Here is a 23236-nt window from a genome sequence, read left to right as displayed (position 1 = left end):
AAAAGACATCATGCGCTGCCTCAAACGCTACATAGCCAACGAAATCCACCGCATCCTCACCCACCAAAACACCACACAACCAACCCCCACACCTTGACATAGGAGCATCGGAAAGACCGGAACCGAAGACCTAACTTTGGGGCAAAGCAAAAACCGGGGCGACCGGTTGTGATCGTGTCCGGTTCTGCCGGCCGCTGCCGGTGGTGATGGTGGCGGGGCGATCGGTTGCGATGACCACCGGTCCTTCTGGCCGCCGCCGGTTGTGATGCTGGCATCGGTGCGACCGGTCGCGAGGCTGAACAGTTCTGCCGGCAGCCGCCGGTGGTGATGCGGTGGGCGGCCAGTTTCGATGCCGTCCGGTTCTGCTGGCCGCCGCCGGTCGTGCTGTTGGCGGGGCGGCTGGCCGCGATGGTGTCCGGTTCCGCTAGCGGCTGCGGCTGCGGCTGCTGGCGTGTGGTGCTGCGCCGGATCTCCATTGCCTGCTCTCGGCCTGCTCGTGAGTCAGTCCTCGCTCGCTGCTCCAGCCGCCAGTCCTCCAGCGGCACTCCATTCAGTGCCTCCCTCCCTCGGCGTTCGCGTTGTCGCCAGGAGGAGTCGGCTTCAGGTGGGTGTAGGTGGGCGATCGTCGTCCCGTCTCACCGACAAGAAAATTTGTCTTGACAAAAATTGTTGTCGGCGGCAGGCTGGTTGGCATGTTGGAAGTCGCTGTTATTGAGGAGCCCGCTGCGGCGGAGGCTTCGTTGGATCCGATGCGGTCGCGGATTTTGGCGGAGTTGGTGGAGCCGGGGTCGGCGGTGATGTTGGCGGGGCGGTTGGGGGTGGCGCGGCAGAAGGTGAATTATCACTTGAAGGAGTTGGAGCGGCATGGGTTGGTGGAGTTGGTGGAGGAGCGGCGGAGGGGGAATGTCGCGGAGCGGGTTTATCGGGCTGTTGCTGCTTCTTTTGTTATTTCGCCGGTGGCTTTGGGGGCGGTGAGTCCGGATCCGGCGCGGGCGCCTGATCAGTTGTCGGCGCGGTGGTTGGTGGCGTTGGGGGCGCGGTTGGTGCAGGAGGTCGGGGCTTTGTTGGGTGGGGCGGCGCGGGCGCAGCGGAGGGTGGCTACTTTCGCGGTGGATGCGCAGGTGCGGTTCGCTTCGGCGGGGGAGCGGGCGGAGTTCGCGGAGGAGTTGACGCGGGTGGTGGCGGAGTTGGTGGGGCGGTATCACGACGAGGGGGCGGTGGGGGGGCGGGTGCATCGGGTGGTGGTCGGGGTGCATCAGATTCCGGAGCGGGACCCGGGCGGCCCAGTGCCGATGGCCGGGGCGGGTGGGGCAGTCGACGCTGAAGTGGGACAGGAGGATCGGTGATGGTGCATCCGTTCGAGATCGAGGTGGAGGTGGCGCTGCCCGCGGACCCGGAGCGGGTCTGGGAGGCGATCGCCACCGGGCCGGGCATTGATTCGTGGTTCATGGGCCGCAATGAGGTGGAGGGGCGGGTGGGCGGGGTCGCGGCCGTGACCAATGGCTGGCGTCGGGAGGAGGCCGAGGTCACCGCGTTCGAGCCGGGGAAGCGGTTTGCTTCGCGCACCGCGGAGGCGGAGGACGGGCGCTTCATGGCTTTCGAGTACTTGCTGGAGGGGCGGGACGGGGGCAGCACGGTGCTGCGGGTCGTGCACAGCGGGATGCTCGGCGACGACTGGCAGGACGAGTACGACGCGCTGCGCCGGGGCTGGCCGTTTCATCTCAACACCCTGCGGGAGTACCTGGCGTACTTCCCCGGGCGGGTGGCGGAGCCGGTCTTCGGGGTGGCGCCGGTGGAGGGGCGGTCCGCGCAGCAGATACGGACGTTGCTGGCCGAGGCGCTGGGGTTGCCGGCGTTGGTCGCGGTGGGCGACCGGGCGGACGGCGGGCCGGAGGGGTTGCCGGTGGTGGCGGGGGAGGTGGTGTGGGCCGACGAGGAGCGGTTCGAGGTCCGGACCGAGGACGCGATCTATGCCTTCCATCACGGGGCCGGGGTGGCGCTGATGTTCCACCACCTGTTCGGGCCCGTCACGGATGCGGCGGAAGGGGCCTGGCAGCGCTGGCTGTCCGAGGTCATGAGTTAGAGACAACTGAGTGAGGAAACGAAAATGCGTACTCTGATCAGCAGCGCGTTCGTCTCGGCCGACGGGGTCATGCAGGACCCCGGCGGGGAGACCGAGTATCGGAACGCCGGGTGGACGTTCAAGGAGATCGAGTTCGTCCCCGAGGCGTATGAGCTCAAGGGGACCGAGCAGGAGGAGGCCACGGCGCTGCTCCTGGGCCGCAAGAGCTACGAGGCGTTCAGCCCGGTGTGGCCGGACATGGCGGAGTTCCCCGGCTACAACGCGATGCCGAAGTATGTCGTCTCCACCACGCTGACCGACGGGCAGTTGGCGACGAACTGGGGCGAGACCACGATTCTGCGCTCGCTCGACGACGTCGCGGCCCTGAAGCAGACCGAGGGCGGTCCGATCATCGTGCACGGCAGCATCGAGCTGAACCACGCGTTGTCCGACGCGGGGCTGATCGACCGCTACCACCTGCTCGTGTTCCCGGTGCTGCTCGGTTCCGGCCGTCGGCTGTTCAGCGCGTCCGATGTGGACGCCCAGAAGCTGAAGCTGGTCGACTCCGCGACGTACAGCAACGGGGTCCAGAAGGCTGTCTACGACGTGGTCCACTGAGGCCGGACGCGCCGCCGCACCGATGCCAGCATCGGTGCGGCGGTTTTCGTTGTCCGGGTATGTCAGCTCTTGTAGAAGGTCTCGATCGGCACGCGTGCCTCCTCGAACAGGGCCGGCCCGTCCTGCGGCACGGTCGGCCATCCCGAGCCGGGGTTCAGCTCGACCAGCTGGTCGGTGGCCAGGGCGTAGACGACGCGCCCGAGGCCGGAGCGGACGATGCCGCCGGTGCACATGCCGCACGGCTGGCAGCTCGTGTACATGGTGGTCGCGGCCGCGGCCTCGGGGGTCAGCTCCCGGGCGGCCCACCGGGCGAGCTTCAGCTCCGGGTGGGCGCTGATGTCGTCGTCCCGCTTAACGGTGTTGTGCTCCTCGATCAGGATGTTCCCATCGGCATCGGCGAGCAGCGAGCCGTAGGGGGCATCGCCCAGGGTGACGGCGTGGGCGGCGATGGCGATCGCACGGCGCAGCAGGGTCTCATCGGCGGGGGTGAGCACTGGTTCCTCCGTGGTGCGGGTCGGTGCGGGTCAGTACGGGGCGGTACAGGTCGGGGCGGTTCGGCGGACGGTGTGATCGCCCGGCGTGAAGCATTCTGCCGGGCGGACCGCGTCAAAGAGCGGTCGACGGCTCTCGGACGGCGAGGGGCGCGTCGCGGCTACTCCGCGCGCTCGATCGGAAACAGGATCGGGCTGAGCAGGTACAGTCCGCGCTCGGCAGAGGGCTGATTCTCCATCCGGGCCAGGATTCCGGCGCGGAACTCGTCGAGCATCTCCGCCAGCTCCGCAGGGCTGAGCCACAGGGGGATCTGCGTGTAGCCGACCGAGTCGGCGGTGGGGTCGGCGTCGGCGCGGTCGAGGTAGGTCGTGAAGTCGGCCAGCAGGGCGGCCATGGCGGCGGTGAAGGCCTGGCGGTGGTCCTCGATGGTCATGGCGGCGGCGTCGGCGGGATCGACGCGCGGACGGCCCCGCAGGCGGTAGTACCGCTCGACCGCGCCGTGGACCCGCTGCTCGTCCACGACGTCCAGCAGCCCGGCGTCGGCCAGCAGCGCCACGTGGCGGTACACCGTCGTCTTCGGCACGTCCGGCAGCCGCGCGCACAGCTCGCCGGTGGTGCGGGTCAGACCGCCGGTCATGGCGTGCAGGATACGCAGCCGCACTGGGTGCAGCAGCAGGGTGAGGGTGTCCACGCGCTTCATATTCCCATCTCTGGTACCGTTCCCATAGTTGGGAATGCAGATTCCGTCGGAGGGGACACCGCCGTGTCAGACCTGAACCTGCCCGCCGAGCGTCCGGCGCCGTTCGGCCGCCACTGCGTCGTCGACGGGCATCAGCTGTTCATGCACCAGGCCGGGACCCGGGGGGACGGCGAACCCTGCGTGGTGCTCCTGCCCGGCGGCGGCTGCGTGGGACTGGACTTGTGGCCGGTCCTGGACGGTGTCGCGCAGTTCGCCGCAGGCGTCGTGTACGACCGGGGCGGCACCGGCTGGAGCGATCGGGACGTCAGCCTCCCGCGCTCGCTGGCCGTCGTGACCGAGGAACTGCTGGAGCTGCTGCGCGTCGCGGGCATCGCAGGGCCCTACATCTTCGCGGGCCATTCGCTCGGGGCTCTCTACGCGCGCTATCTCGCGGCGCGCCGGCCGGAGGTGGTCGCGGGCCTCGTCCTGTTCGAGCCCGGCCACGAGGACTACCACAAGTACATGCCTCAAGAACTTGCCGACCGCTGGGACGCCTTCGACCCCGATCAGGATCTGCCGACCGAGCTTCCCCAGCAGGTCATCGACTTCTATCGCGACCTGTTCGAGCAGGAGATGACCGCCTGGCCGGCCGAGGTCCGCGAACCCCTGGTCGCCAATCACGTCCACCCGAGGTGGCTGCGAGTCGGCATCCGCGAGGCGGCCAACGTCAAAGCCCTCGGCGACGAGATGCGCGCCGCCGGGCCGGTTCCCGCCGACCTCCCCGCGGTGGTGTTGACCGCGATGGACGTGGATCCGTTCAAGCGCGCCGTTTCGATGGGCGTTTCCGAAGAAGGCTTGCAGGCCGAGATCGACGCCAAGCTGCGCCTCTACGACGAACTCGCCGCCGGCTTCACCCACGGCGAGAACCGGCGGATCGAGGGCGTCGGACACGCGACGCTGCCGATGCGCCGCCCGGACGCGGTGGTCCAGGCTGTCAGGGACCTGATGGCGAGGTAGCAGTACTGGGATGCCGTTAGTCTTACGGCCATGAAGCCACTCGGACCGTCCGATCCGCGTCGGATCGGGCCCTATCGGGTGTTCGGGGAACTGGGCCGCGGCGGCATGGGGCGGGTGCTGCTCGCCGGTGGGCGGGACGGCCGGCTGGTGGCGTTGAAGCTGGTCCACGCCCAGCATGTGGAGGATCCCGGGTTCCGCGAGCGGTTCCGCCGCGAGGTCAACGCGTCGCGGCGGGTGTCGGGGGCCTATACGGCGGCCGTGGTGGACGCCGACGCCGAGGCCGAACTGCCCTGGCTGGCGACGGTGTTCGTGCCGGGGCCGTCGCTGCGGGAGGCGGTCGACGCCGCCGGTCCGCTGCCCGGTCCGGCCGCGCTGCGGCTGGCCGCGGGCCTGGCCGCCGCGTTGGGCGAGATCCACGCCGCCGGGCTGGTGCACCGCGACTTGAAGCCCTCGAACGTGCTGCTGGCCGCGGACGGGCCCCGAGTCATCGACTTCGGCGTCGCGCGGGCGACGGACGGCGGCACCAGCGAGCTGACGCATACCGGCTGGCTGGTCGGGTCGCCGGGCTACATGTCGCCGGAACAGGCCGAGAGCAAAGCTCTGACATTCGCGAGCGACGTCTTCTCGCTGGGAGCGGTGCTCTATCTGGCCTGTACGGGGGTCGATCCGTTTCTGGGCGCGTCCACGCCGGCCACGCTCTACAACGTCGTGCACTCCGAGCCGGATCTGGCGGCGGTGCCGGAGCCGCTGCGGGGCATCATCGAGGCCTGTATCGCCAAAGACCCGGCGGCGCGGCCTGCTCCGGCGGAGGTGCTGACCCGGGTCGGGACGGTGCCGCCCGCGGCGCGGGCCTGGCCGGATCCGGTGTTCGGGCTGATAGCGAGCCAGGACGGGGCGATTTCGGCTGCGCTGCGGGATGCGGAGCAGAACCCTGATCCGCAGAACTGGCAGCCAAGCCCGCAGTGGACTCAGCCTTCGAACACTCAGCCGACCAGTACCGCGACGCCGTACCGGCCCTACAACGCCGAACCGCCGACGCAGCCGGGGCTCCGGCGGCGTCGGGCGATCATGTCGGTGGGCGGCGTGGCCCTGGTGGCAGTGGCCGGGGTGGCTGCGGCGTTGACGCTGCACGGTTCCGGGACTCCGACCGCGAGTCTGTCGTCGTCCGCGCCGGCCCTCGTCGTGAGCAGCGGCGGCAGCACCAGCCACAGCGTGAGCCGCAGCACCACGACCTCGGCCTCCTCGGCGTCGACCAGCAGCAGATCGGAGGAGATCACCACATCGAGTTCGAGTTCGAGTTCTGCCGCGCCGCCGACCAGTTCGAGCGCTCCCGCTCCTCCGCCGCCGGTCACCACGTCCACCCACAGCCAGCAGGCCGCGTGCCTCAGCAACGGGCAGGCGCTCAGTCTCGCCAAGCAGCTCAACGCCGGCAGCCTGCCCTCGGATGCCAGCATCAGTGTTCTGAAATGCGATGGCGGCTGGGGCGTCGCCCGCCTCACCTCGGCGAGTGTCGGCAATGCGAAGGTGGTCTACGCCCAGCAGGACGGCAGCTGGAAGGCGGTCGACCTCGGTTCCGACGTCTGCGGCGGCCCGGTCAGCGCCGCGCCCGCCGACATCCGGAGCGCGGTCAACTGCAACTGAGGCGGGAGCCGGGAGCCGAGAGGCGGGAGCCGCGAGCCGCGAGCCGGAAGCCGAAAGTCGAAACGCCGACTCAGACCTCTCACATCCGCTTCAACACGGCCTGCTTCGCCGTCGCGAACTCCTCGTCCGTCAGCACGCCGTCGCGGTGCAGGTCGCCGAGTTCGCGCAGCCGCCGCAGCAAGGCGTCGTGATCGTCGCTGGCACCGGCCGCCGTCAACGCCGGGACCTCCGTCTCGGCCGCCGCGTTCGGATGCGGCATCCGCCCCATGATCGCCGTCGCCAGCAGCGCGCTGGTCCCGCTCTCCTTCTTCGTGCCCCACAGGGTCAGGCAGTTGGGGTCCAGCCGCGGGTTGGGCGACACGATGCCGGCGTCGCCGCGGATGCGGAAGCGCAGCCAGCCCCAGTCCATGCCGACCGCCGGGCGCCACTCCACGGCCTCCAGCGCGGACAGCGGCCACTCACGATTGCCGGCGTTGCGCTTCTTCTGGTCGGCCAGCCAGTTCCACTCCAGGCGCACCGTCTCGCCGTCGAAGGACCCGATGCCGTCCTGGCCGTTCGCGGTCACGGGGACCGGTGGCGTGGCGACGAGGTAGCGGTCGGTCGGGTCGTGGGGGACCTGCGCCACGGTGAGCGCGTCGCGCACCTCGTCGGCGAAGTACTCCGCCACGCCGCCGCGGTCGAGCGGGATCTCCAGCTGATAGGGATCGTCGTCGTCGTTGAGGCGGCCGCCGCAGGCCTGGAGGAACGGATCGGCGCCGGTCCGCAGGCGCAGCCGGAGGCGGCCCGCGCCGTGCTTGGCCTTCTTCCCGCCCTCCGGCGCGGCCTCGAACGCGGCCCCGGCGACCGCCTCCAGCGGCACCGCGATCTCGCCGAGCGCGGCGCGGACGCGGGAGACGTCTTTGTCGTGCCCCGGCACGATCCGCACGAGGTCCCCGTTGAAGGTCCAGGTTCCGTTCTTCCCCATCACCTCGGCCATGGGCCGATCGTAACGGGGCGCGGGGGCGGCCGACGGCCGGGAAGGCGGCGGCGCGTGGTCAGGGCGTCGCGGGCCCCGGGCGCTCGCCGAGCATGTAGCGCAGCACTTGCAGGTACTCGTCCTTCACCCGCGCCTTGTCCGGCTCCGCCGTCAGCGCCAGGTCGATGCCGGCCGAGCCGAGCAGGTGGAACACGGTGCGGGCGAACGTGATCACCGGCAGCGGCGGCAGCTTGCCGACCTCGATCAGGGTCCGGACCGTGGCCTCGATCATCCCGAAGGCGTAGCGCTCCTCGCTGGCCTTCCACTCCTGCCAGCCCAGCGCGACCGGCGCCTCTTGCCAGACCAGCCGGCCGTAGACCGGCTCGCAGCAGCACTCCAGGAACATCGCCAGCGCGGCGTCGGCGGCCGCCCCGACGTCGTCCGGGTGCGCGGCGGCGGCTTCCTTCACCCGCGTAAGCATCGTGGTCTCGACGTCCTCGTACACCGCGCGGAACAGCGCCGTCTTGTTGGCGAAGTGGTGATACACCGCGCCGCGCGTGGCCTGGATGTCCGCCGCGACGTCCTCCAGCGCGGTGCCCGCGAAGCCGTGCTCGGCGAACCGGCGGGCGGCGGCCTCCAGCAGCGCCGCACGGGTCGCTTCGGAGTATTGCTCTCGCCTGCTCTTGACGCGGGACATGCTACGAGTATACGAACATACACAGAGTATGTTTCCGACGCAGAGCAGGTGAGTCTGTGATGGCTGACGCCGATGGCTTCTTCGACCCCTTCGCTCCGGGGTTCACCGACGACCCGTATCCGGCCTATCGCCGCCTGCGCGAAGAGGACCCGGTGCAGGAGCACCCCTTCGGCTTCTGGATCCTGTCCCGCCATGAGGACGTCTCGGCGCTGCTGCGCTCCGGCCACTCCGTCGATTACCGCAACACCGAGGAGAACAGCGTCGCGCGCCTCCAGGCCGACGCCATGCTCCAGGCCGACCCCGAGTTCGCCGAGAGCATCGACACCTACGGCCTGTCCATGCTCGACCGCGATCCGCCGGACCACACCCGGCTGCGCGGCCTGGTCTCGAAGGTCTTCACGCCGCGGTCGGTGGCGGCGTTGGAGCCGTTCGTCACCGAGCTCGTCGACGACGCGCTGGACCGGCTGGCCGAGGAGTGCGGCGCGGGCGGCGACGGAGGCGGCGGGGCAGGAGGCGGCGGGGCCGGCGGAAGCGGCGCCGACCTGATCAGCACCCTGGCCTTCCCGATCCCGTTCGCCGTCATCTCCCGCATGCTCGGCATCCCCGACGCCGACCACGACCGGATCAGGCAGCTGAGCGGGCTGCTGGTCCGCACCCTGGAGCCGGTTGGCGATCCGGAGCTGCTGGTCCGCATCAACCGTGCGCGCCTGGCGATGCAGGAGATCGTGCGGGGCCTGATCGACGCCAAGCGCGCGCATCCCGGCGACGACCTGCTGACCGCGCTGATCGCCGCCGAGTCCGACGGCGACCGGCTCACCGACGAGGAGCTGGTGGCGCAGGTGATCCTGCTCTACGTCGCCGGCCACGAGACCACTGTGAACCTGATCGGCAACGGCACCCTGGCCCTGCTGCGCGCCCCCGGCGAGCTGAAGAAGCTGCACGACGCCCCGGAGCTGGCCGGGCACGCGGTCGAGGAGCTGCTCCGGTACGACGCCCCGGTGCAGCAGTCACGCCGGATCACGCTGGCGCCGTACGAGGTCGGCGGCAAGGTCATCCCGCGAGGTGCGTTCGTGATCGTCGCGCTGGCCTCGGCCAACCGCGACGAGGCCGCGTTCGGCCCGGACGCCTCCGAGCTGCGCGTGGACCGCCCGAACGCCCGCAACCACGTCTCGTTCGGCGGCGGGCCGCACCACTGCCTCGGCGCGGCGCTGGCCCGCCTGGAGGCGCGGGTGGCGGTGGAACGGCTGGCGGCCCGGTTCCCCGGGCTGGCGCTGGCCGGCGCACCGGTGTGGAACGGACGGATCAACCTGCGGGGGCTGGAACGGCTGCCGGTGAGCGCGGGGTAGCCGCGGGCGGGGGCGTCCGGCGTGCGGGACTCCGCGGGCCGGACGGCCCCGCCCGTCAACGAAAACTAAGGAGCCCGGCGAATCGAGGAAGCTCACAAAACGAGGAACCCCGCGAACCAAGGAAACCAAGGAAACCCTCCGTCACACCCCCAGGTAGCGGCGCCGAGCCGCCGGCCGAACGGCCGCGGCCGAGTTGTGGCCGAATGTTCGACTCGAACCTCTAGCATGGTCGCCTGTGACACCGATAGCGCGGCTGGGGCAGGGGCTTCCCGGCTCCCTGCGGCTCGACAAGGGGCCGGTGCGCGCGGGCGCCGCGGTGCTGGCCGTGGCGGTCGCGCTGCTCGCCGCGCGCTGTGTCGCCTCCTCGACGGCCTCCGCCGCGCCGAGCGAGCAGGACGTGCGGGCCGGCGCCGCCGCCACGCTGGCCGCCCGCGCGGTCGCCGTCACCGACCACGACAAGGCCGCCTACCTGGCCACCGACGCGCCCGGGGCGTTCCGGGACGCCGACGGCCGGCGCTTCGACAACCTGGGCGCGCTGCCGCTGGCCGAGTGGAGCATGCAGCTGGCCGACGCCCAGCCCGCGGCCCTGGCCCGGGCCGCCGCCCGGCACGTCTACCAGGTCACCGAGACGTACCAGCTCTCCGGCGTCGACTACCAGCCGGTCACCGTCACCCGCTACCTGACCTTCGTCCAGAAGGGCGGCAAGTGGCTGCTGTCCTCCGACGCGGACGGTGCCGCCGCCGGGCTGCACGCCGACACCGAGATCTGGGACCAGGGCCCGGTCTCGGTGGTGCGGGGCGCCCGCTCGCTGGTCATCGGCATGGGCGGCGACCAGCGCCTGAAGCCGTTCGCGGACCTGGCCGACCACGCCGCCGACAAGGCCGCGAAGGTGTGGGGCGCGGCCGGCTGGAGCGGTGACGTCGTGGTGCTGGTGCCGTCCACCCAGGGCCAGGTCGAGGACCTGCTCAATGCCACCGCCGGGAGCTTGCAGGGCGTCGTCGCGGTCACCGCCGGCGAGGGCGGCAAGCCGCTGACCGGCGCCCCGGCCAGCCGGGTGCTGATCAACCCGGACGCCTTCAACGCCGAGGCCCCGGACGCCTGGCAGTTCTTCCTGGACCACGAGCTCACGCACGTCGCCACCCGTGCCTGGACCACCCCGGCGATGCCGCTGTGGCTGTCCGAGGGCGCGGCCGACTACACCGGCTACCTGAACTCGACCATCACCGGCGACCGCAAGTTCCTGGAGCTGGCGAACGCCGTCGCCGGCGGCTGGAAGCCGCAGGACCTGCCGACCACCGACGACTTCCACGGCTCCGGCGACGCCGTCTCGCGGACCTACCAGATCAGCCACCTGGCCTGCGCCTACCTCGCCGAGAAGTACGGCCAGGCGAAGCTAGTCGCCTTCTACCAGGCCGTCGGCAGCGCGCCGGAGGGGACGGCGGACCCGGTCGGCGACGCGTTCCGGACCGTGCTCGGCACCACGACCAAGGACTTCACCGTCAAGTGGCGGGCTGCTGTCCTGGCCAAGGCTGCTGCCGTCGAGACTCTGCTCAAGAAGAAGTCCTGAGTCGGCGCCGGTGGCACGCCAGAGCGCGCGCAGCGCCAGGACTGCCGCCGCCACCAGCACCGCGTTCCGGCCGAGCAGGATCAGCCCGGAGTAGACCTGGCCGCCGCGCAGCGAGTGGTAGAACAGCGGGAAGATCAGCTGCGTCACCGACACCGCGCCCAGGACCAGCCACGCCGGCGTCCGCATCAGCGTCGCGCGCCGCGTCAGGCACACCGCCGCCACCCCCAGCAGCCACACCAGGTACTGCGGCGACAGCACCCGGCTGGTCACCACCGCCACCAGTACGGCGGCGAACGACACGTCCGCCATCATCCCCGGGAACGGGAACCCGCCCCGCACCGCCGCGCGCCGCCGGATCAGCAGCAGCACCGCGAACCCGGCCGCCGTGGCCGCCAGCGCCGCCTTCGCCGCCACCGTGACGCCCGGCCCCAGATACTCGAACGCGCCGAACTCGGTGTTCTTGACCGTCCCGGACCAGCCGAACCACTTGCCCGCCAGGAACGGCGTGGCGAACACCGACTCGATCTGGATGCCGCGGCTTTTCTGGTTCGTCAGGAACGACAGCACGCCCGGGAAGAACAGCTGGAGCACCAGCGTCGGGACGGCCGCCGTGGCCGCCGCGACGCCCACCAGCACGCGGCCGTTGCGCCGCTTCGGCGCGGCGAACAGGAACGCCGCCGGCCACAGCTTCACGAAGGCGCCGACCCCGATCAGCACGCCGCGCACGACCGCGGTCGAGCGCTTGGAGCGCACCGTCACCGTCAGCGCCGCCACCGCCAGCGCGGTGACGACCAGGTCGTAGCGGCCGTAGACCATCGGACCGATCGCCGCGATGCCGAGCGTCCACAGCCACGGCCCGGCCGGGCTCGGGTTCGGATCGGTCCGGCGCGCGGTGCGCAGCAGGAGCACGAACACCGCGACGTCCGCAGCCAGGCACATCAGGAAGAACAGCACGTAGTAGCTGCCCGGCAGCAGGTGCGGCAGCAGCAGCGGTACGGCGGCCCCCGGAGGGTACTGCCACCGCTGGTCGTCCAGGGGGTACTCGCCGTGGTCGAAGGAGCCGGTGATCCACTGGTGGTAGAGCTGCACGTCGCCGGTGACCGCGCCGCGGTTGAAGTACGGCAGCGTGTTCAGGGCCAGGAGCAGCAGGACCAGCCGGGTCAGGACATACCAGGGCACGACATGCTGGCGGCGGGCGATCTTCATGGTGGCTGCCATCCTAGTGACCCGCTCCGGGGATCGCCCGGCCCCGGCGCCACCCTCGGCGCCCGGACCGGCACCGGCCCCGGCGTCGGCCCCGGCGGCGCGCCCGCGTCCCCGCCTGGCGGGTCAAGGCTCGTACGGCACACCCACTAAACTTCGGTGAGTAGCGGGCCAACGCTGCGTGACCTGGGACGGAAGGCCGGACATTTGTCGATTCTCGTGGTCACCAACGACTATCCGCCCCGGCCCGGCGGGATCCAGCAGTTCGTGCAGAACATGGTCGAGCGGCTCCCGCCGGAGCAGACCGTGGTCTACGCCTCCAGCTGGCACGGCGACCCCGAGCGCTGCCGCGAGTTCGACGAGGCGCAGCCGCACCGCGTGATCCGCGAGAAGACCGGCATGCTGCTGCCGACCCCGGACCGCACCCGCCGCGCCGTGGCGATCGCCAAGGAGATCGGCGCCGAGTCGGTCTGGTTCGGCGCCGCCGCGCCCCTCGGCCTGATGGCGCCCGCGCTGCGCAAGGCCGGCGTCCAGCGGCTGGTGGCCACCACCCACGGCCACGAGTCGGGCTGGGCCAAGCTGCCCGGCGCGCGCGACCTGCTGCGCCGCATCGCCAACGAGGTGGACTGCGTCACCTACCTCAACGAGTACCACCGCGCCCGGATCGCGACCGCCCTGACCCCGGCCGCCGCCGCGCGGATGGTGCAGCTGACCCCCGGCGTCGACGTCGGCATGTTCCACCCCGACCCCGCCGGCGCCGCCGAGCTGCGCGCCTCCCTCGGCCTGGCCGACCGCCCGGTGGTGGCGTGCGTGTCCCGCCTGGTGCCGCGCAAGGGCCAGGACACGCTCATCAAGGCCCTGCCGCTGATCCGCCGCAGCGTCCCCGACGCGGCCCTGCTGATCGGCAGCGGCGGCCCGTACGCCGACGACCTGCGCAAACTCGCCGAAGCCGAGGGCGTGGCCGACGACGTGGTGTTCACCGGCTCCGTGCCGTGGGAGCGCCTGCCGGTGCTGTTCGCGGTCGGCGACGTGTTCGCGATGCCGTGCCGGACCCGCCGCTTCGGCCTCGACGTCGAAGGCCTCGGCATCGTCTACCTGGAGGCCTCCGCCGTCGGCCTGCCGGTGATCGCCGGCGACAGCGGCGGCGCGCCGGAAGCCGTGCTGGAGGGCGAGACCGGCTACGTGGTGCCGGGCGACTCGGTCGAACGCTGCGCGGCCCGCTGCGTGGAACTGCTCACCGACCCGGTGAAGGCCAAGGCCATGGGCGAGCGCGGCCGGGCCTGGGTCGAGGAGAAGTGGCAGTGGGACTCGATCGCCCAGACGCTGCGAGGCCTGTTGGACCCGGCGGTCAAGGTGACCGCGTGAAATTCATGGTGCTGATGTACGCCGACCCGGCGAAGACGGCGGCCATGACCGCCGAGGAACGCGCGGCCGTGTTCGCCCGGCACGAGGCGCTGCACAAGGACCTGGAGGGCACCGGCGAGCTGCTCAACGGCGCCGGACTGGCGTTCCCGTCGGACACCACCACCCTGCGCTGGCAGGCCGACGCGGACCCGACGGCGGAGGCGGGTCCGGCGGTCGAACCGGCGTCGGGGGAGCATGTGACGGCTTACTACGTACTGGAGTGCGCCGACGCGGACCGGGCGCGGGAGATCGCCGAACGGGTGCTGGACTTCCACGTCGTCGCTGTTGAGGTGCGGTCGATTCATGATTTCTTCGGGATGGGCGAGGGGTAGTTGTCCTGGTCCCGGCGCCCGGCGCCCGGCGCGGGCGGCGGTTCGCTGATGACGGCGATCCGGAAGTCAGAGGACATACGGTCGATCCTGGCAGCACTCATAGAGTCTGAGCCGGCGGCCCCGGACTCCGAGGCCGCCGCGCTGACCCACGGTCAGTCGTCGTGCCCGCGTACCGGATGCGGCCGGTAAGGCGCCTCCAGCGTGGTCACTTCCTCTGCGGTCAGCTCCAACTCCTCGGCGGCGATCGCGTCGTCGACGTGGTGCAGCTTCGTCGCGCCGAAGATCGGTGCGGTCACGGCCGGCTTGCTCAGCAGCCAGGCCAGGGACACCTGGGCCATCGACACGCCTCGGGCCTTGGCCACGCCTCGGACGGCTTCGACGACCTCGAAGTCGTTGTCGTCGTACAACGACGAGGCGTATGGGTCGTTGGTCGAACGCGTCGTGGTGGCCTCGCCGTCGCGGCTCCGGGCTCCGGCCAGCAGGCCTCGCGCCAGTGGGCTCCACGGCAGGACGGCGACCTTCTGATCGGCGCAGAACGGAATCATCTCCGTCTCTTCCTCGCGGTAGACCAGGTTGTAGTGGTTCTGCATCGCCACGAACCGCGTCCAGCCGCGCAGGTCCGCGGTGTACTGCGCCTTCGCGAACTGCCAGGCGAACATGCTCGACGCGCCGATGTAGCGGACCTTCCCCGAGCGCACCACGTCGTGGAGCGCCTCCATGGTCTCCTCGATCGGCGTCTCGTAGTCCCATCGGTGGATCTGGTACAGGTCGATGTAGTCGGTCCCGAGCCGCCGTAGCGAGGCGTCGACGCCGGACAGGATGTGCTTGCGGGACAGGCCGGAGTCGTTCGGACCCGGACCGGTCGGGAAGAACACCTTCGTCGCCAGCACGTACTCCTCGCGGTCGGTGAACAGCCGCCGGAGTATGCGGCCGGTCACCTCCTCGCTCGCACCCTGCGAGTACATGTCGGCGGTGTCGAAATAGTTGATGCCGGCCTCGGCGGCCCGGGCCACCAACGGCAGCGCCTGGTCCTCGGGGAGGATCCAGGCGGGGGATTCGGGGCTGCCATAGCTCATCATGCCCAGGCAGATGCGGGAGACTTTGGTGCCGGTATTGCCAAGTCGGATATATCGCAAAGGACTGCATCCATTCTATGAGACGTACCTCGCCAAGAATCGCGCAGTGCGTCCGGCGTCGCCACCGGATACTTCGGCCGGCGTCCCCTCCGCGACGATCCGGCCTCCGGCCGTTCCGGCGCCGGGCCCCAGGTCGATCAGCCAGTCGGCGGCGGCCACCACCCGCAGGTCGTGCTCGACGACCACCACCGTGTTGCCCTGGTCCACCAACTCCTGGAGCCGGGCCAGCAGCAGATCGGCGTCGGCCGGATGCAGGCCGCTGGTCGGCTCGTCGAGCAGGTAGAGCGTGTGTCCCCGGCGTGCCCGATGCAGTTCGCTGACCAGCTTGATGCGCTGTGCCTCACCGCCTGACAGAGTGGTCGCGCTCTGGCCGAGGGTGAGATAGCCCAGGCCGATGTCGTCGAGCAGCCGCAGGATGCGCTCCACGACCGGAAGGCCGCTGGTCAGCCCGCCGAAGAAGACGATGGCGTCCTCGACGCTGAGTGCGAGGACATCGGCGATCGACTTGCCCTCGACCAGCACTTCCAGCGTCTCAGGGTTGTACCGCGCGCCGGAGCAGACCGGACAGGGTGCTGATTCGGTCGGCAGGAACAGGAGCTCCACACTCACCTCCCCCTCGCCCTGGCAGTTCGGGCAGCGGCCGTCGGGGAGGTTGAAGCTGAAGCGGCTGGCGGTGTAGCGGCGTTCCTTCGCCAAGGGCTGCGCGGCGAAGAGTTTGCGGACCGCGTCGAAGAGTCCTGTGTACGTCGCCAGGTTCGAGCGCGGCGTCCGGCCGATCGGCTTCTGATCCACCTGCACCAGCCGGTGCACGGCGTCCAGGCCGTCGGCCTTGGGGATCGCGATGATGCGGTCGTCGTCGAGCGTGGCACTCTCGTCTTCTGCGCCGTCGGTCCGCTCGTCCGCCTCCCCGGACGTCCCGAGATGTTCGCGCACCGTCGCCGCCAGCACCTGCCCGACCAGCGTCGACTTGCCCGACCCGGAAACCCCGGTCACCGCGGTCAGCGTCCCGAGCGGGAAACGCGCCGTGACCCGGTCGAGGTTGTGGCGCGTGACTTCGTAGAGGGTCAGCCACGAAGCCGCTTCCCGCACGGTTTCGGGCCGGACATCGGGTGCCCGGCCGAACAAGTACCGTGCCGTCGCCGACTCCGCGATCTCGGCCAGCCCCTGCGCCGGCCCGCCGGGATGCCCACTGGACAGCCCGCCGGACGGCCCCCCGGACGGCCCGCTGTACAGCACCCGCCCGCCATGCCGCCCGGCCCCCGGCCCGAGGTCGACGAGCCAGTCGGCGTCCGCGATCACCTCCGGGTTGTGCTCGACGACGAACACCGAGTTCCCGGCGGCCCGCAGCCGTCGCAGGGCATTGAGCAGCAGCTCGGTGTCCGCCGGATGCAGCCCGGCCGAGGGTTCGTCGAGCACGTACAAGACCCCGAACAGCCCGCTGCCCAGCTGCGTCGCCAGGTGCAGCCGCTGGAACTCGCCACCGGACAGGGTCGTGGTCGCGCGGTCGGTGCTCAGGTAGCCCAGGCCCAGCTCGGTCAGGGTCCTGAGGTGCTCCTCCAGATTCCCGATCAGCGCCTCGGCGGCCTGCTGGCGAGCGGGCGACAGGGCGGCGGTGTCCGGATGGACCCGGGCCCGCCGCAGCAGATCGGCCAGGTCGACCAGCGGCAGCGCCGCGGCCCGGGAGATGTCGACGCCCGCGACGGTGACGCTCAGCGCGAACGGGTTGAGCCGCCGCCCCTGGCAGGTCGGACACGGCTCCTCGGAGAGGAAGGACGCGGCCTTGGCGCGCAGCGAGGCGCTCTTGGTCGTCGCGTACGTGTGCAGCACCCAGCTCCGGGGCGACATGTAAGTGCCCTGGTAAGGCCGCGTGATGCGATGCGCCTCGCGCACCGGATGGACGGTCACCACCGGCTGCTCCTCCGTCGTCAGCAGCCAGTGCCGGCGCTCGGCCGGGAGGGTGTGGAACGGGGCGTCGACGTCGATTCCGAGCTCGCCGAGGATGTCGCGGTAGTTCTTCCCCTGCCACGCGCCGGGCCAGGCGGCGACCGCTCCCTCGCGGATGCTCAGGTGGTCGTCGCCGACGAGCCGGTCCTCCGCCACGGTGTAGCGGCGCCCGAGGCCGTGGCAGGTGGGGCAGGCGCCGACCGCGGTGTTCGGCGAGAACCAGTCGGAGTCGACGGTCTCGGCGCCGTCGGGATAGGTGCCGGCCCGCGAGTAGAGCATGCGCAGGACGTTCGACACCCGGCTCACGGTCCCGACGCTCGACCGCGCGCTGCCGCCGCCGTGGTGCTGCCGCAGCGCGACCGCCGGCGGCAGGCCGGTGATGCTGTCGACGCGCGGCGCGCCGGCCTGGTCGATGAGGCGCCGGGCGTAGGGCGCGACCGATTCGAGGTAGCGGCGCTGGGCCTCGGCGTAGATGGTGGCGAAGGCCAGCGAGGACTTGCCGGAGCCGGAGACGCCGGTGAAGGCCACGACGCGGTCGCGGGGGACGGCGAGGTCGACGTGGCGGAGGTTGTGCTCGGTGGCGTCGTGGACGCGGATCATCGGGTCGTGGGCGGAGGCCGGCGGTGCCTGCGGCCCGGCTTCGGACGGCGGCAGAGCCTGGGCAGCGGAAGATCGGCGCAGCTCAGGACCCTTGTCGACCATGGGGAAACGGTAGCCGGGCCGGAAGGGCGGCGCACATCGGCGGCTCGCGGCGGCGCGGGTCGGCTATTCGCGGACGCCGCGACCTGCGCCTACACCGCGACCTGCGCCTACACCGCGACCTGCGCCGACGCCGCAGCAGTGCCTACCGGTCGCCAGCGGTTCGTATGCTCCGCAGCAGCCCCAGCGCTACCCCCGCAGCACCTTCTCCATCGCCTTGCCCCTGGCCAGCTCGTCCACCAGCTTGTCGAGATAGCGGATCTTCCGCATCAGCGGATCCTCGACCTCCTCGACCCGCACCCCGCACACCAGTCCGGTGATCAGCGTGGCGTTCGGATTGAGCGTGGCCTGCTCGAAGAACTCCTCGAACGTCGTGCCCGCCTCCAGGTGCCGCTCCAGCGCCTCGTCGTCGAATCCGGTCAGCCACTCGATCGCCTCGTCGAGCTCGGCCTTGGTCCGGCCCTTCCGCTCCAGCTTCGCCTGGTAGTGCGGATACACCGAGGAGACGCTCGTGGTGAAGATTCTGCTCACGCCACCGAGGCTAGTACGCTCGCCTGCGTGGCTCCAGTACCGCCCGCCCGCCACTTGCAGCGCGCCAAGGACCTCGCCGACGCCCGCTACGCCGAGCCGTTGACCGTGGCCGACCTGGCCGCGGCGGCGAGCCTGTCGCGGGCGCACTTCTCGCGGGAGTTCCGGCGGGCCTTCGGCGAGTCGCCGCACGCCTACCTGCTCACCCGCCGCCTGGAGCGGGCCGCCGCGCTGCTGCGGCACACCGACTACGCCGTGGCCGACATCTGCTGCGCGGTCGGGCTGACCAGCGTCGGGTCGTTCACGACCAGCTTCACGCGGGTCTACGGGCGCTCGCCGGCCGCCTACCGGGCGGCGTATCCGCCGGCGTCGGACTTCGTGCTGGTGCCCGCCTGCGCGCTGCGCGAGTACGGACGGCCGCGGAACCGGACGTTTCGAGAAGACGCCGCAGAAGCGGGCGGCTTAGCGTGACGACATGATCTCCTTCAACAGCACTCAGGTCTGGGTCCACGACCAGGACGTCGCCCTTGACTTCTACACCCGCGTCCTCGGCATGGTGGTCCGGGTCGACGTCACCATGCCGGAGATGAACAACTTCCGGTGGCTCACCGTCGGGCCCGAGCATCAGCCGGACATCGCCATCGTGCTCATGAAGATCCCCGGCGAGCCGATCATGGACGAGGCGACGCACGCCAAGGTCGAGGAGCTGATGGGCAAGGGCCACGCCGGCTTCCTCTTCTTCACCACCGACGACGTCGACGCCGCCTACGCCGAGCTCTCCGCCAAGGGCGTGGATTTCGTCGAGAAGCCGACCGACGAGCCCTACGGCCGGGACTCCTCGTTCCGCGACCCGTCCGGGAACCACATCCGGCTGATGACGCCGCGGCAGATGGGCTGAGCCGACGCCGCATCCGCGCGAAGAACCGGAGCCACCGGAGCCACCGGAGAAACCGGCGCGGCGGGGAAAGCAAGAAGAAGGGCGTTCGAGGGGGAACGCCCTTCTCTGGCTGGTCTGAACTGCCTGGTCTGAACTGGCTGGTCTGAACCGCCTGGTCTGAACTGCCTGGTCTGATTCGGCCGGCCTGGCTTCTCCGACTTCTCCGATCCGCCTCGGCCGGCCGCGGACCCCCGGCTCCTAGCTCCTGGTCGTCGACGCCACGCCCGCGTACAGCGCGGCCACGTCGTCGGCGTTCTCCAGCATCACCACGTTCCGCTTCAGCTTCATCGACGGCGTCACCTGCCCGCCCTCGACGCTCCACTCCACGCCCAGCACCGTGAACTTCTTGATCGCCTCGGCGTGGCTGACCGCGCGGTTGGCGTCGTCGACCGCCTTCTGCACCTCGGCGCGGACCTCCGGGTCCTCGGCCGCCTCGGCGATGGTCCAGCCGGCCGGCTTGCCGTGGGCCGCGGCCCAGGTGGGCAGGGCCTCGGGGTCCAGGGTGACCAGGGCGGCGATGAACGGCTGCTGGTCGCCGACCACCATCGACAGGTTCACCAGCGGGTGGGCGTTGATCCGGTCCTCCAGCACCGCCGGGGCCACGTTCTTGCCGCCCGCGGTGACCAGGATCTCCTTCTTGCGGCCGGTGATCGACAGGTAGCCGTCGTTGTCCAGCGAGCCCAGGTCGCCGGTGGCGAACCAGCCGTCCTGGACGGCCTCGGCGGTGGCCTTGTCGTTGTTGTAGTACCCGGAGAACACCATCGGGCCCTTGACCAGGATCTCGCCGTCCTCGGCGATCCGCACCGAGGCGCCGGGCAGCGGGACGCCGACCGTGCCGGGGCGGGCGGCGCCGATCGGGTTCAGGGTGATCGCCGCGCAGGTCTCGGTCAGGCCGTAGCCCTCCTGCACCGCCAGGCCGATGCCGTGGAAGAAGTGCACCAGCCGGGTGCCCAGCGGCGCGCCGCCGGAGACCGCCAGCGTGGCGTTGCCGCCCAGGGCCGCGCGCAGCTTGCCGTAGACCAGCTTGTCGAACACCGCGTGCCGCAGCTTCAGGCCGAGCGGCACCTTGCCCGCGTAGTCGGCGCGGGACCAGGCGATCGCGGTGGCCGCGGCCTTGTCGAAGATCGCGCCCTTGCCGTCGGCGTGCGCCTTCTGCGACGCGCCGTTGTAGACCTTCTCGAACACCCGCGGCACCGACAGGATGAAGGTCGGCTTGAAGGAGCCCAGCTCCTCGACGATCTTCTTGGTGTCCGAGCAGTGCCCGAGCTTGACCCGCGCGGTCAGCGCCGCGACCTGGATGACCCGGGCCAGCACGTGCGCCAGCGGCAGGAACAGCAGGGTGGAGCCGGAGCTGTTGAACGCGGCCTGCGCCATGCGCGTCACGTTGTGGCTCTCGCTCAGGAACTGGCCGTGGGTCAGCACGCAGCCCTTGGGACGGCCGGTGGTGCCCGAGGTGTAGATGATCGAGGCCAGGTCCTCGGGGGCGGCCAGGCCGCGCCGCCGGTCGAGCTCCTCGTCGGTGATCTCCCCGGCGCGCGCGCCGAGCAGCTCCACCGCGCCGGTGCCGGAGTCCGGCTCGATGATCCACACCTCGCGCACCGCCGGGGCGCCGCCGAGCCCGGAGTTGGTGGCGCCGGTGCGCGCGGTCTGCACGGTGGCGGCGTTCACCGAGGTCTCGGCGAACACCGCGATCGCGCCGGAGTCGGACAGGATCCACTCGACCTGCTCGGCCGAGGAGGTCTCGTAGACCGGCACCACGACCGCGCCGGCCTCGAACAGCGCGAAGTCCAGCAGCGTCCACTCGTAGCGGGTGCGGGACATCAGGGCGACCCGGTCGCCGGGCGCGACGCCGGCCGCGGCGATGCCCTTGGCCAGCGTGCGCACCTCGGCCAGGAAGGCCTGCGCGGTCACGTCGTGCCAGGTGCCCCCGGTCTTGCGGCCCAGCAGCGGCGCCTGGGGAGTCTTCTCGGCCGCGTCATGGATCACGTCGGTCAGGTTTCCGGCGGCACCGACTTCGTAAAGCGGCGGGACGCTGAACTCACGCACGTTGGTCTTGACTCCTCGTCTTCGAGGCCGGACGACGCGGCGACCTCCTCGCCACCGGGTCGGGACGCCCTGACGCTACTGCTTATTACCAACCAGTAGGTAGTACTTGATGCTGTTTTGTAACCTGCTCGACTTCTCGTTATGGGAAGAGGCCTGGACACCATAATGCCTTGCCGGAAGGCGCGACCGGCCGTTGGCCGCCCGCTACGCGATAACCTTGGCCGCAACCACCGACGACGAGGAGGCGGGCCATGTCCGAGCGCACGAAGTCCAGCATCGACATCACGGCCCCGCCCGAGGCCGTGCTCCGGGTGATCACCGACTTCGCGGCCTATCCCCAGTGGACCGGCGAGGTGAAGGACGCCCGCATCGAGGAGCGCGACGACGCCGGCCGGGCGCTCCGGGTCTGGTTCCGGATGGACGCCGGCGCCCTGCGCGACGAGCACACTCTGGCGTACGAGTACCCGTCCGAGACCGAGGTCCACTGGACCCTGGTCTCCTCCAACATGATGCGCGCGCTGGACGGCTCCTACGTCGTGGAGCCGACCGCGACCGGCAGCCACGTCACCTACCAGCTCACGGTGGACGTGAAGCTGCCGATGGTGGGGCTGCTCAAGCGCAAGGTCGAGAAGCTGATCATCGACCGGGCCCTGTCCGGTCTGAAGAAGCGCGTCGAGGCGATCTCTTCGTGACGCGTCTGCTATTCCTGACCGGCCCCGGCGGCGCGGGCACCACCACCCTGGCCGCCGCCACGGCGCTGCGCGCGGCCGCCTCCGGCCACCGCGTGCTGCTGCTCGGCGTGGCCGACGCCGGGGAACTGGCCGCCGTGCTCGGCGCCTCCGGGGTGTCCGGGGACGGCAACGTGCTGGATATCGACGACCCGGACGACGGGTTGGACGGGCTGCACGACCGGGACGACCGGGACGGCTCGGACGGCCCGGACGGCCCGGACAAGGCGCTCGCCGCCGCCCTGGCCAACCTCACCGTCCGCCGCTTCGACCCGGCGGCCGCCACCGAGAACGCCCTGGTCGGCCTGGCCCGCCTGCTCTCCGGCCCGCTGGCCGCGGCCGGGCTGTCCGCGCCCGACGCCACCGAGCTCGGCCCGGTCCCCGGCCTGCCCGACATCCTCGCGCTGCGCGAGATCGCCGAAGCGGTCGCGTCGGCCGAATGGGACGCCGTCGTGGTCGACGGCCCGCCGCTGAAGGCCGCGCTGTCGATGCTGGCCTGGCCGGAGACCGCTTCGGCGGCGCTGCGCCGGCTGCGCCCGATCGAGGGCCAGGCGGCCCGCGCGCTGCGTCCGCTGCTGGCCGGGCTGGTCGGCCTGCCCTCCCCGTTCGTGATGGTCACGCAGTGGACCGAGAACGCCTCCGCCGAGATCGCCGCGGTCCGGACCGCGCTGGCCCACCCCGGCAGCCTGGTGCGGATCGTCGGGACGCCGTCGGCCGCCGCGCAGCCGCTGCTCCAGGCCACGCCCACGCTGCTGGCGCTGCACGGCCTGCGCGCGGACCTCACCACCCTCGCCGACGTCGCCAGGACCGGCGCCGAACCGCTCGGCGTCGCCGCGCTGGCGGCCCTCGGCGCCGCCGTGTACGCCGACGGCGACCCCGTCCCCGGGCTCGCCGACCCGCCGGAGCCCGCGGTCGCCCCGGACGGCGACGGCTACCGCTACGACCTCCCGCTGCCCGGCGTGGAGCGGGACCAGCTGGGCCTGGTGCGCTCCGGCGACGAGCTGGTGGTCACCGTCGACGTCCCCGGCGTCACCGTGCACCGCCGCGCCTTCCCGCTGCCCGCCGCGCTGCGCCGCTGCCGCATCGCCTCGGCCCGGATCGCCGACGGCGTGCTGCGCGTCGGCTTCAAACCCGACGAGAACCTGTGGCCCGAGCGCTTCCTGACGGACCATAGTGAAGACGCACAAACCGGCGACAGTTGACGG

The 23236-nt window shown here is 71.2% G+C and carries 21 protein-coding genes; 12 read left to right on the top strand and 9 right to left on the bottom strand.

Annotated features, from left to right (window positions below; genetic code table 11):
- Window positions 1–692: 692 nt before the first annotated feature.
- The 3 genes from ABD481_RS28310 to ABD481_RS28300 are packed head-to-tail and all read left to right on the top strand — an operon-like array spanning window position 693 to window position 2680.
- Window positions 693–1346 (top strand): ArsR/SmtB family transcription factor, encoded by a 654-nt coding sequence (locus ABD481_RS28310; protein WP_344668817.1) that lies wholly within the window; start codon window positions 693–695, stop codon window positions 1344–1346.
- Window positions 1346–2083 carry an SRPBCC family protein gene (locus ABD481_RS28305; RefSeq protein ID WP_344668816.1) on the top strand — a complete coding sequence of 246 codons (738 nt, stop codon included), beginning with the start codon at window positions 1346–1348 and terminating at the stop codon, window positions 2081–2083. The genes ABD481_RS28310 and ABD481_RS28305 overlap by 1 nt, the downstream gene beginning before the upstream one ends.
- Before the next feature lie 24 nt (window positions 2084–2107).
- Window positions 2108–2680, top strand: a complete 573-nt coding sequence (locus tag ABD481_RS28300; protein ID WP_344668815.1) for a dihydrofolate reductase family protein — start codon at window positions 2108–2110, stop codon at window positions 2678–2680.
- Window positions 2681–2742: 62 nt separating this feature from the next.
- Here ABD481_RS28300 and ABD481_RS28295 read toward each other — a convergent pair whose 3' ends face one another.
- Both ABD481_RS28295 and ABD481_RS28290 read right to left on the bottom strand, forming a co-directional pair.
- Window positions 2743–3174, bottom strand: a complete 432-nt coding sequence (locus tag ABD481_RS28295) for a nucleoside deaminase (RefSeq protein ID WP_344668814.1) — start codon at window positions 3172–3174, stop codon at window positions 2743–2745.
- 158 nt (window positions 3175–3332) lie between these two features.
- Window positions 3333–3863, bottom strand: a complete 531-nt coding sequence (locus tag ABD481_RS28290; RefSeq protein WP_344668813.1) for a helix-turn-helix domain-containing protein — start codon at window positions 3861–3863, stop codon at window positions 3333–3335.
- Window positions 3864–3935: 72 nt separating this feature from the next.
- Here ABD481_RS28290 and ABD481_RS28285 point away from each other — a divergent pair, with 72 nt between their 5' ends.
- Together ABD481_RS28285 and ABD481_RS28280 are read left to right on the top strand one after the other, a co-directional pair.
- On the top strand, window positions 3936–4868 hold the full coding sequence (locus ABD481_RS28285; protein ID WP_344668812.1) for an alpha/beta hydrolase: 933 nt from the start codon (window positions 3936–3938) through the stop codon (window positions 4866–4868).
- A gap of 30 nt (window positions 4869–4898) precedes the next feature.
- Window positions 4899–6509, top strand: coding sequence for a serine/threonine-protein kinase (locus ABD481_RS28280; protein WP_344668811.1), 1611 nt, complete (start codon window positions 4899–4901; stop codon window positions 6507–6509).
- Window positions 6510–6588: 79 nt separating this feature from the next.
- Here the strand turns inward: ABD481_RS28280 and ABD481_RS28275 are convergent, their stop codons facing one another.
- Together ABD481_RS28275 and ABD481_RS28270 are read right to left on the bottom strand one after the other, a co-directional pair.
- The gene (locus tag ABD481_RS28275; protein ID WP_344668810.1) at window positions 6589–7485 is read right to left on the bottom strand and encodes a DUF4429 domain-containing protein; all 897 of its coding nucleotides are present in this window, start codon (window positions 7483–7485) and stop codon (window positions 6589–6591) included.
- 58 nt (window positions 7486–7543) lie between these two features.
- Window positions 7544–8161 (bottom strand): TetR/AcrR family transcriptional regulator, encoded by a 618-nt coding sequence (locus tag ABD481_RS28270; protein WP_344668809.1) that lies wholly within the window; start codon window positions 8159–8161, stop codon window positions 7544–7546.
- Window positions 8162–8220: 59 nt separating this feature from the next.
- Here ABD481_RS28270 and ABD481_RS28265 point away from each other — a divergent pair, with 59 nt between their 5' ends.
- Window positions 8221–9507 carry a cytochrome P450 gene (locus ABD481_RS28265; RefSeq protein ID WP_344668808.1) on the top strand — a complete coding sequence of 429 codons (1287 nt, stop codon included), beginning with the start codon at window positions 8221–8223 and terminating at the stop codon, window positions 9505–9507.
- Between the two features lie 1393 nt (window positions 9508–10900).
- Here the strand turns inward: ABD481_RS28265 and ABD481_RS28260 are convergent.
- Window positions 10901–12280, bottom strand: a complete 1380-nt coding sequence (locus ABD481_RS28260; RefSeq protein ID WP_344668807.1) for a glycosyltransferase 87 family protein — start codon at window positions 12278–12280, stop codon at window positions 10901–10903.
- 273 nt (window positions 12281–12553) lie between these two features.
- On the opposite strand from ABD481_RS28260, the gene ABD481_RS28255 reads away from it, so the two are divergent.
- Both ABD481_RS28255 and ABD481_RS28250 read left to right on the top strand, forming a co-directional pair.
- Window positions 12554–13642, top strand: coding sequence for a glycosyltransferase family 4 protein (locus ABD481_RS28255; RefSeq protein WP_425559309.1), 1089 nt, complete (start codon window positions 12554–12556; stop codon window positions 13640–13642).
- A complete protein-coding gene (locus ABD481_RS28250; RefSeq protein ID WP_344668805.1) occupies window positions 13639–14013 on the top strand; it encodes a YciI family protein in 375 nt (124 codons plus the stop codon). Before ABD481_RS28255 ends, ABD481_RS28250 begins: the two co-directional genes overlap by 4 nt.
- Window positions 14014–14165: 152 nt before the next feature.
- Here ABD481_RS28250 and ABD481_RS28245 read toward each other — a convergent pair whose 3' ends face one another.
- The 3 genes from ABD481_RS28245 to ABD481_RS28235 all read right to left on the bottom strand — a co-directional run bounded on the left by ABD481_RS28245 (window position 14166) and on the right by ABD481_RS28235 (window position 18323).
- On the bottom strand, window positions 14166–15149 hold the full coding sequence (locus tag ABD481_RS28245) for an aldo/keto reductase (RefSeq protein WP_344668804.1): 984 nt from the start codon (window positions 15147–15149) through the stop codon (window positions 14166–14168).
- Between the two features lie 15 nt (window positions 15150–15164).
- Entirely contained in the window at window positions 15165–17795 is a 2631-nt protein-coding gene (locus ABD481_RS28240; protein ID WP_425559304.1) for an excinuclease ABC subunit UvrA, read from the bottom strand.
- Window positions 17796–17981: 186 nt separating this feature from the next.
- Window positions 17982–18323 (bottom strand): DUF2200 domain-containing protein, encoded by a 342-nt coding sequence (locus ABD481_RS28235; RefSeq protein WP_344668803.1) that lies wholly within the window; start codon window positions 18321–18323, stop codon window positions 17982–17984.
- Window positions 18324–18350: 27 nt separating this feature from the next.
- On the opposite strand from ABD481_RS28235, the gene ABD481_RS28230 reads away from it, so the two are divergent.
- Both ABD481_RS28230 and ABD481_RS28225 read left to right on the top strand, forming a co-directional pair.
- Window positions 18351–18791: a helix-turn-helix transcriptional regulator gene (locus ABD481_RS28230; RefSeq protein WP_344668802.1), complete on the top strand. Its 441-nt coding sequence runs from the start codon at window positions 18351–18353 to the stop codon at window positions 18789–18791.
- Between the two features lie 4 nt (window positions 18792–18795).
- On the top strand, window positions 18796–19218 hold the full coding sequence (locus tag ABD481_RS28225; protein ID WP_344668801.1) for a VOC family protein: 423 nt from the start codon (window positions 18796–18798) through the stop codon (window positions 19216–19218).
- Window positions 19219–19455: 237 nt separating this feature from the next.
- On the opposite strand, the gene ABD481_RS28220 is transcribed toward ABD481_RS28225, so the two are convergent.
- Window positions 19456–21303: an AMP-dependent synthetase/ligase gene (locus ABD481_RS28220; protein ID WP_344668800.1), complete on the bottom strand. Its 1848-nt coding sequence runs from the start codon at window positions 21301–21303 to the stop codon at window positions 19456–19458.
- Window positions 21304–21554: 251 nt separating this feature from the next.
- Here ABD481_RS28220 and ABD481_RS28215 point away from each other — a divergent pair, with 251 nt between their 5' ends.
- Entirely contained in the window at window positions 21555–21995 is a 441-nt protein-coding gene (locus ABD481_RS28215; protein WP_344668799.1) for an SRPBCC family protein, read from the top strand.
- On the top strand, window positions 21992–23233 hold the full coding sequence (locus ABD481_RS28210) for an ArsA family ATPase (RefSeq protein WP_344668798.1): 1242 nt from the start codon (window positions 21992–21994) through the stop codon (window positions 23231–23233). Before ABD481_RS28215 ends, ABD481_RS28210 begins: the two co-directional genes overlap by 4 nt.
- Window positions 23234–23236: the final 3 nt, after the last annotated feature.

The organism is Catenulispora yoronensis (assembly GCF_039531695.1).
In the GTDB taxonomy this organism is placed as follows: domain Bacteria; phylum Actinomycetota; class Actinomycetes; order Streptomycetales; family Catenulisporaceae; genus Catenulispora; species Catenulispora yoronensis.
The sequence above is the reverse complement of the archived record's forward strand: the minus strand, read 5'-3'. Positions and strand labels throughout refer to the sequence as shown.

Excerpts from the sequence above, each read along its gene's own strand:
- ABD481_RS28310 (WP_344668817.1), top strand. The coding sequence starts at position 693 with ATGTTGGAAGTCGCTGTTATTGAGGAGCCCGCTGCGGCGGAGGCTTCG.
- ABD481_RS28305 (WP_344668816.1), top strand. The coding sequence starts at position 1,346 with ATGGTGCATCCGTTCGAGATCGAGGTGGAGGTGGCGCTGCCCGCGGAC.
- ABD481_RS28300 (WP_344668815.1), top strand. The coding sequence starts at position 2,108 with ATGCGTACTCTGATCAGCAGCGCGTTCGTCTCGGCCGACGGGGTCATG.
- ABD481_RS28280 (WP_344668811.1), top strand. The coding sequence starts at position 4,899 with ATGAAGCCACTCGGACCGTCCGATCCGCGTCGGATCGGGCCCTATCGG.
- ABD481_RS28275 (WP_344668810.1), bottom strand. The coding sequence starts at position 7,485 with ATGGCCGAGGTGATGGGGAAGAACGGAACCTGGACCTTCAACGGGGAC.
- ABD481_RS28270 (WP_344668809.1), bottom strand. The coding sequence starts at position 8,161 with ATGTCCCGCGTCAAGAGCAGGCGAGAGCAATACTCCGAAGCGACCCGT.
- ABD481_RS28265 (WP_344668808.1), top strand. The coding sequence starts at position 8,221 with ATGGCTGACGCCGATGGCTTCTTCGACCCCTTCGCTCCGGGGTTCACC.
- ABD481_RS28260 (WP_344668807.1), bottom strand. The coding sequence starts at position 12,280 with ATGAAGATCGCCCGCCGCCAGCATGTCGTGCCCTGGTATGTCCTGACC.
- ABD481_RS28255 (WP_425559309.1), top strand. The coding sequence starts at position 12,554 with ATGGTCGAGCGGCTCCCGCCGGAGCAGACCGTGGTCTACGCCTCCAGC.
- ABD481_RS28240 (WP_425559304.1), bottom strand. The coding sequence starts at position 17,795 with ATGGTCGACAAGGGTCCTGAGCTGCGCCGATCTTCCGCTGCCCAGGCT.
- ABD481_RS28225 (WP_344668801.1), top strand. The coding sequence starts at position 18,796 with ATGATCTCCTTCAACAGCACTCAGGTCTGGGTCCACGACCAGGACGTC.
- ABD481_RS28215 (WP_344668799.1), top strand. The coding sequence starts at position 21,555 with ATGTCCGAGCGCACGAAGTCCAGCATCGACATCACGGCCCCGCCCGAG.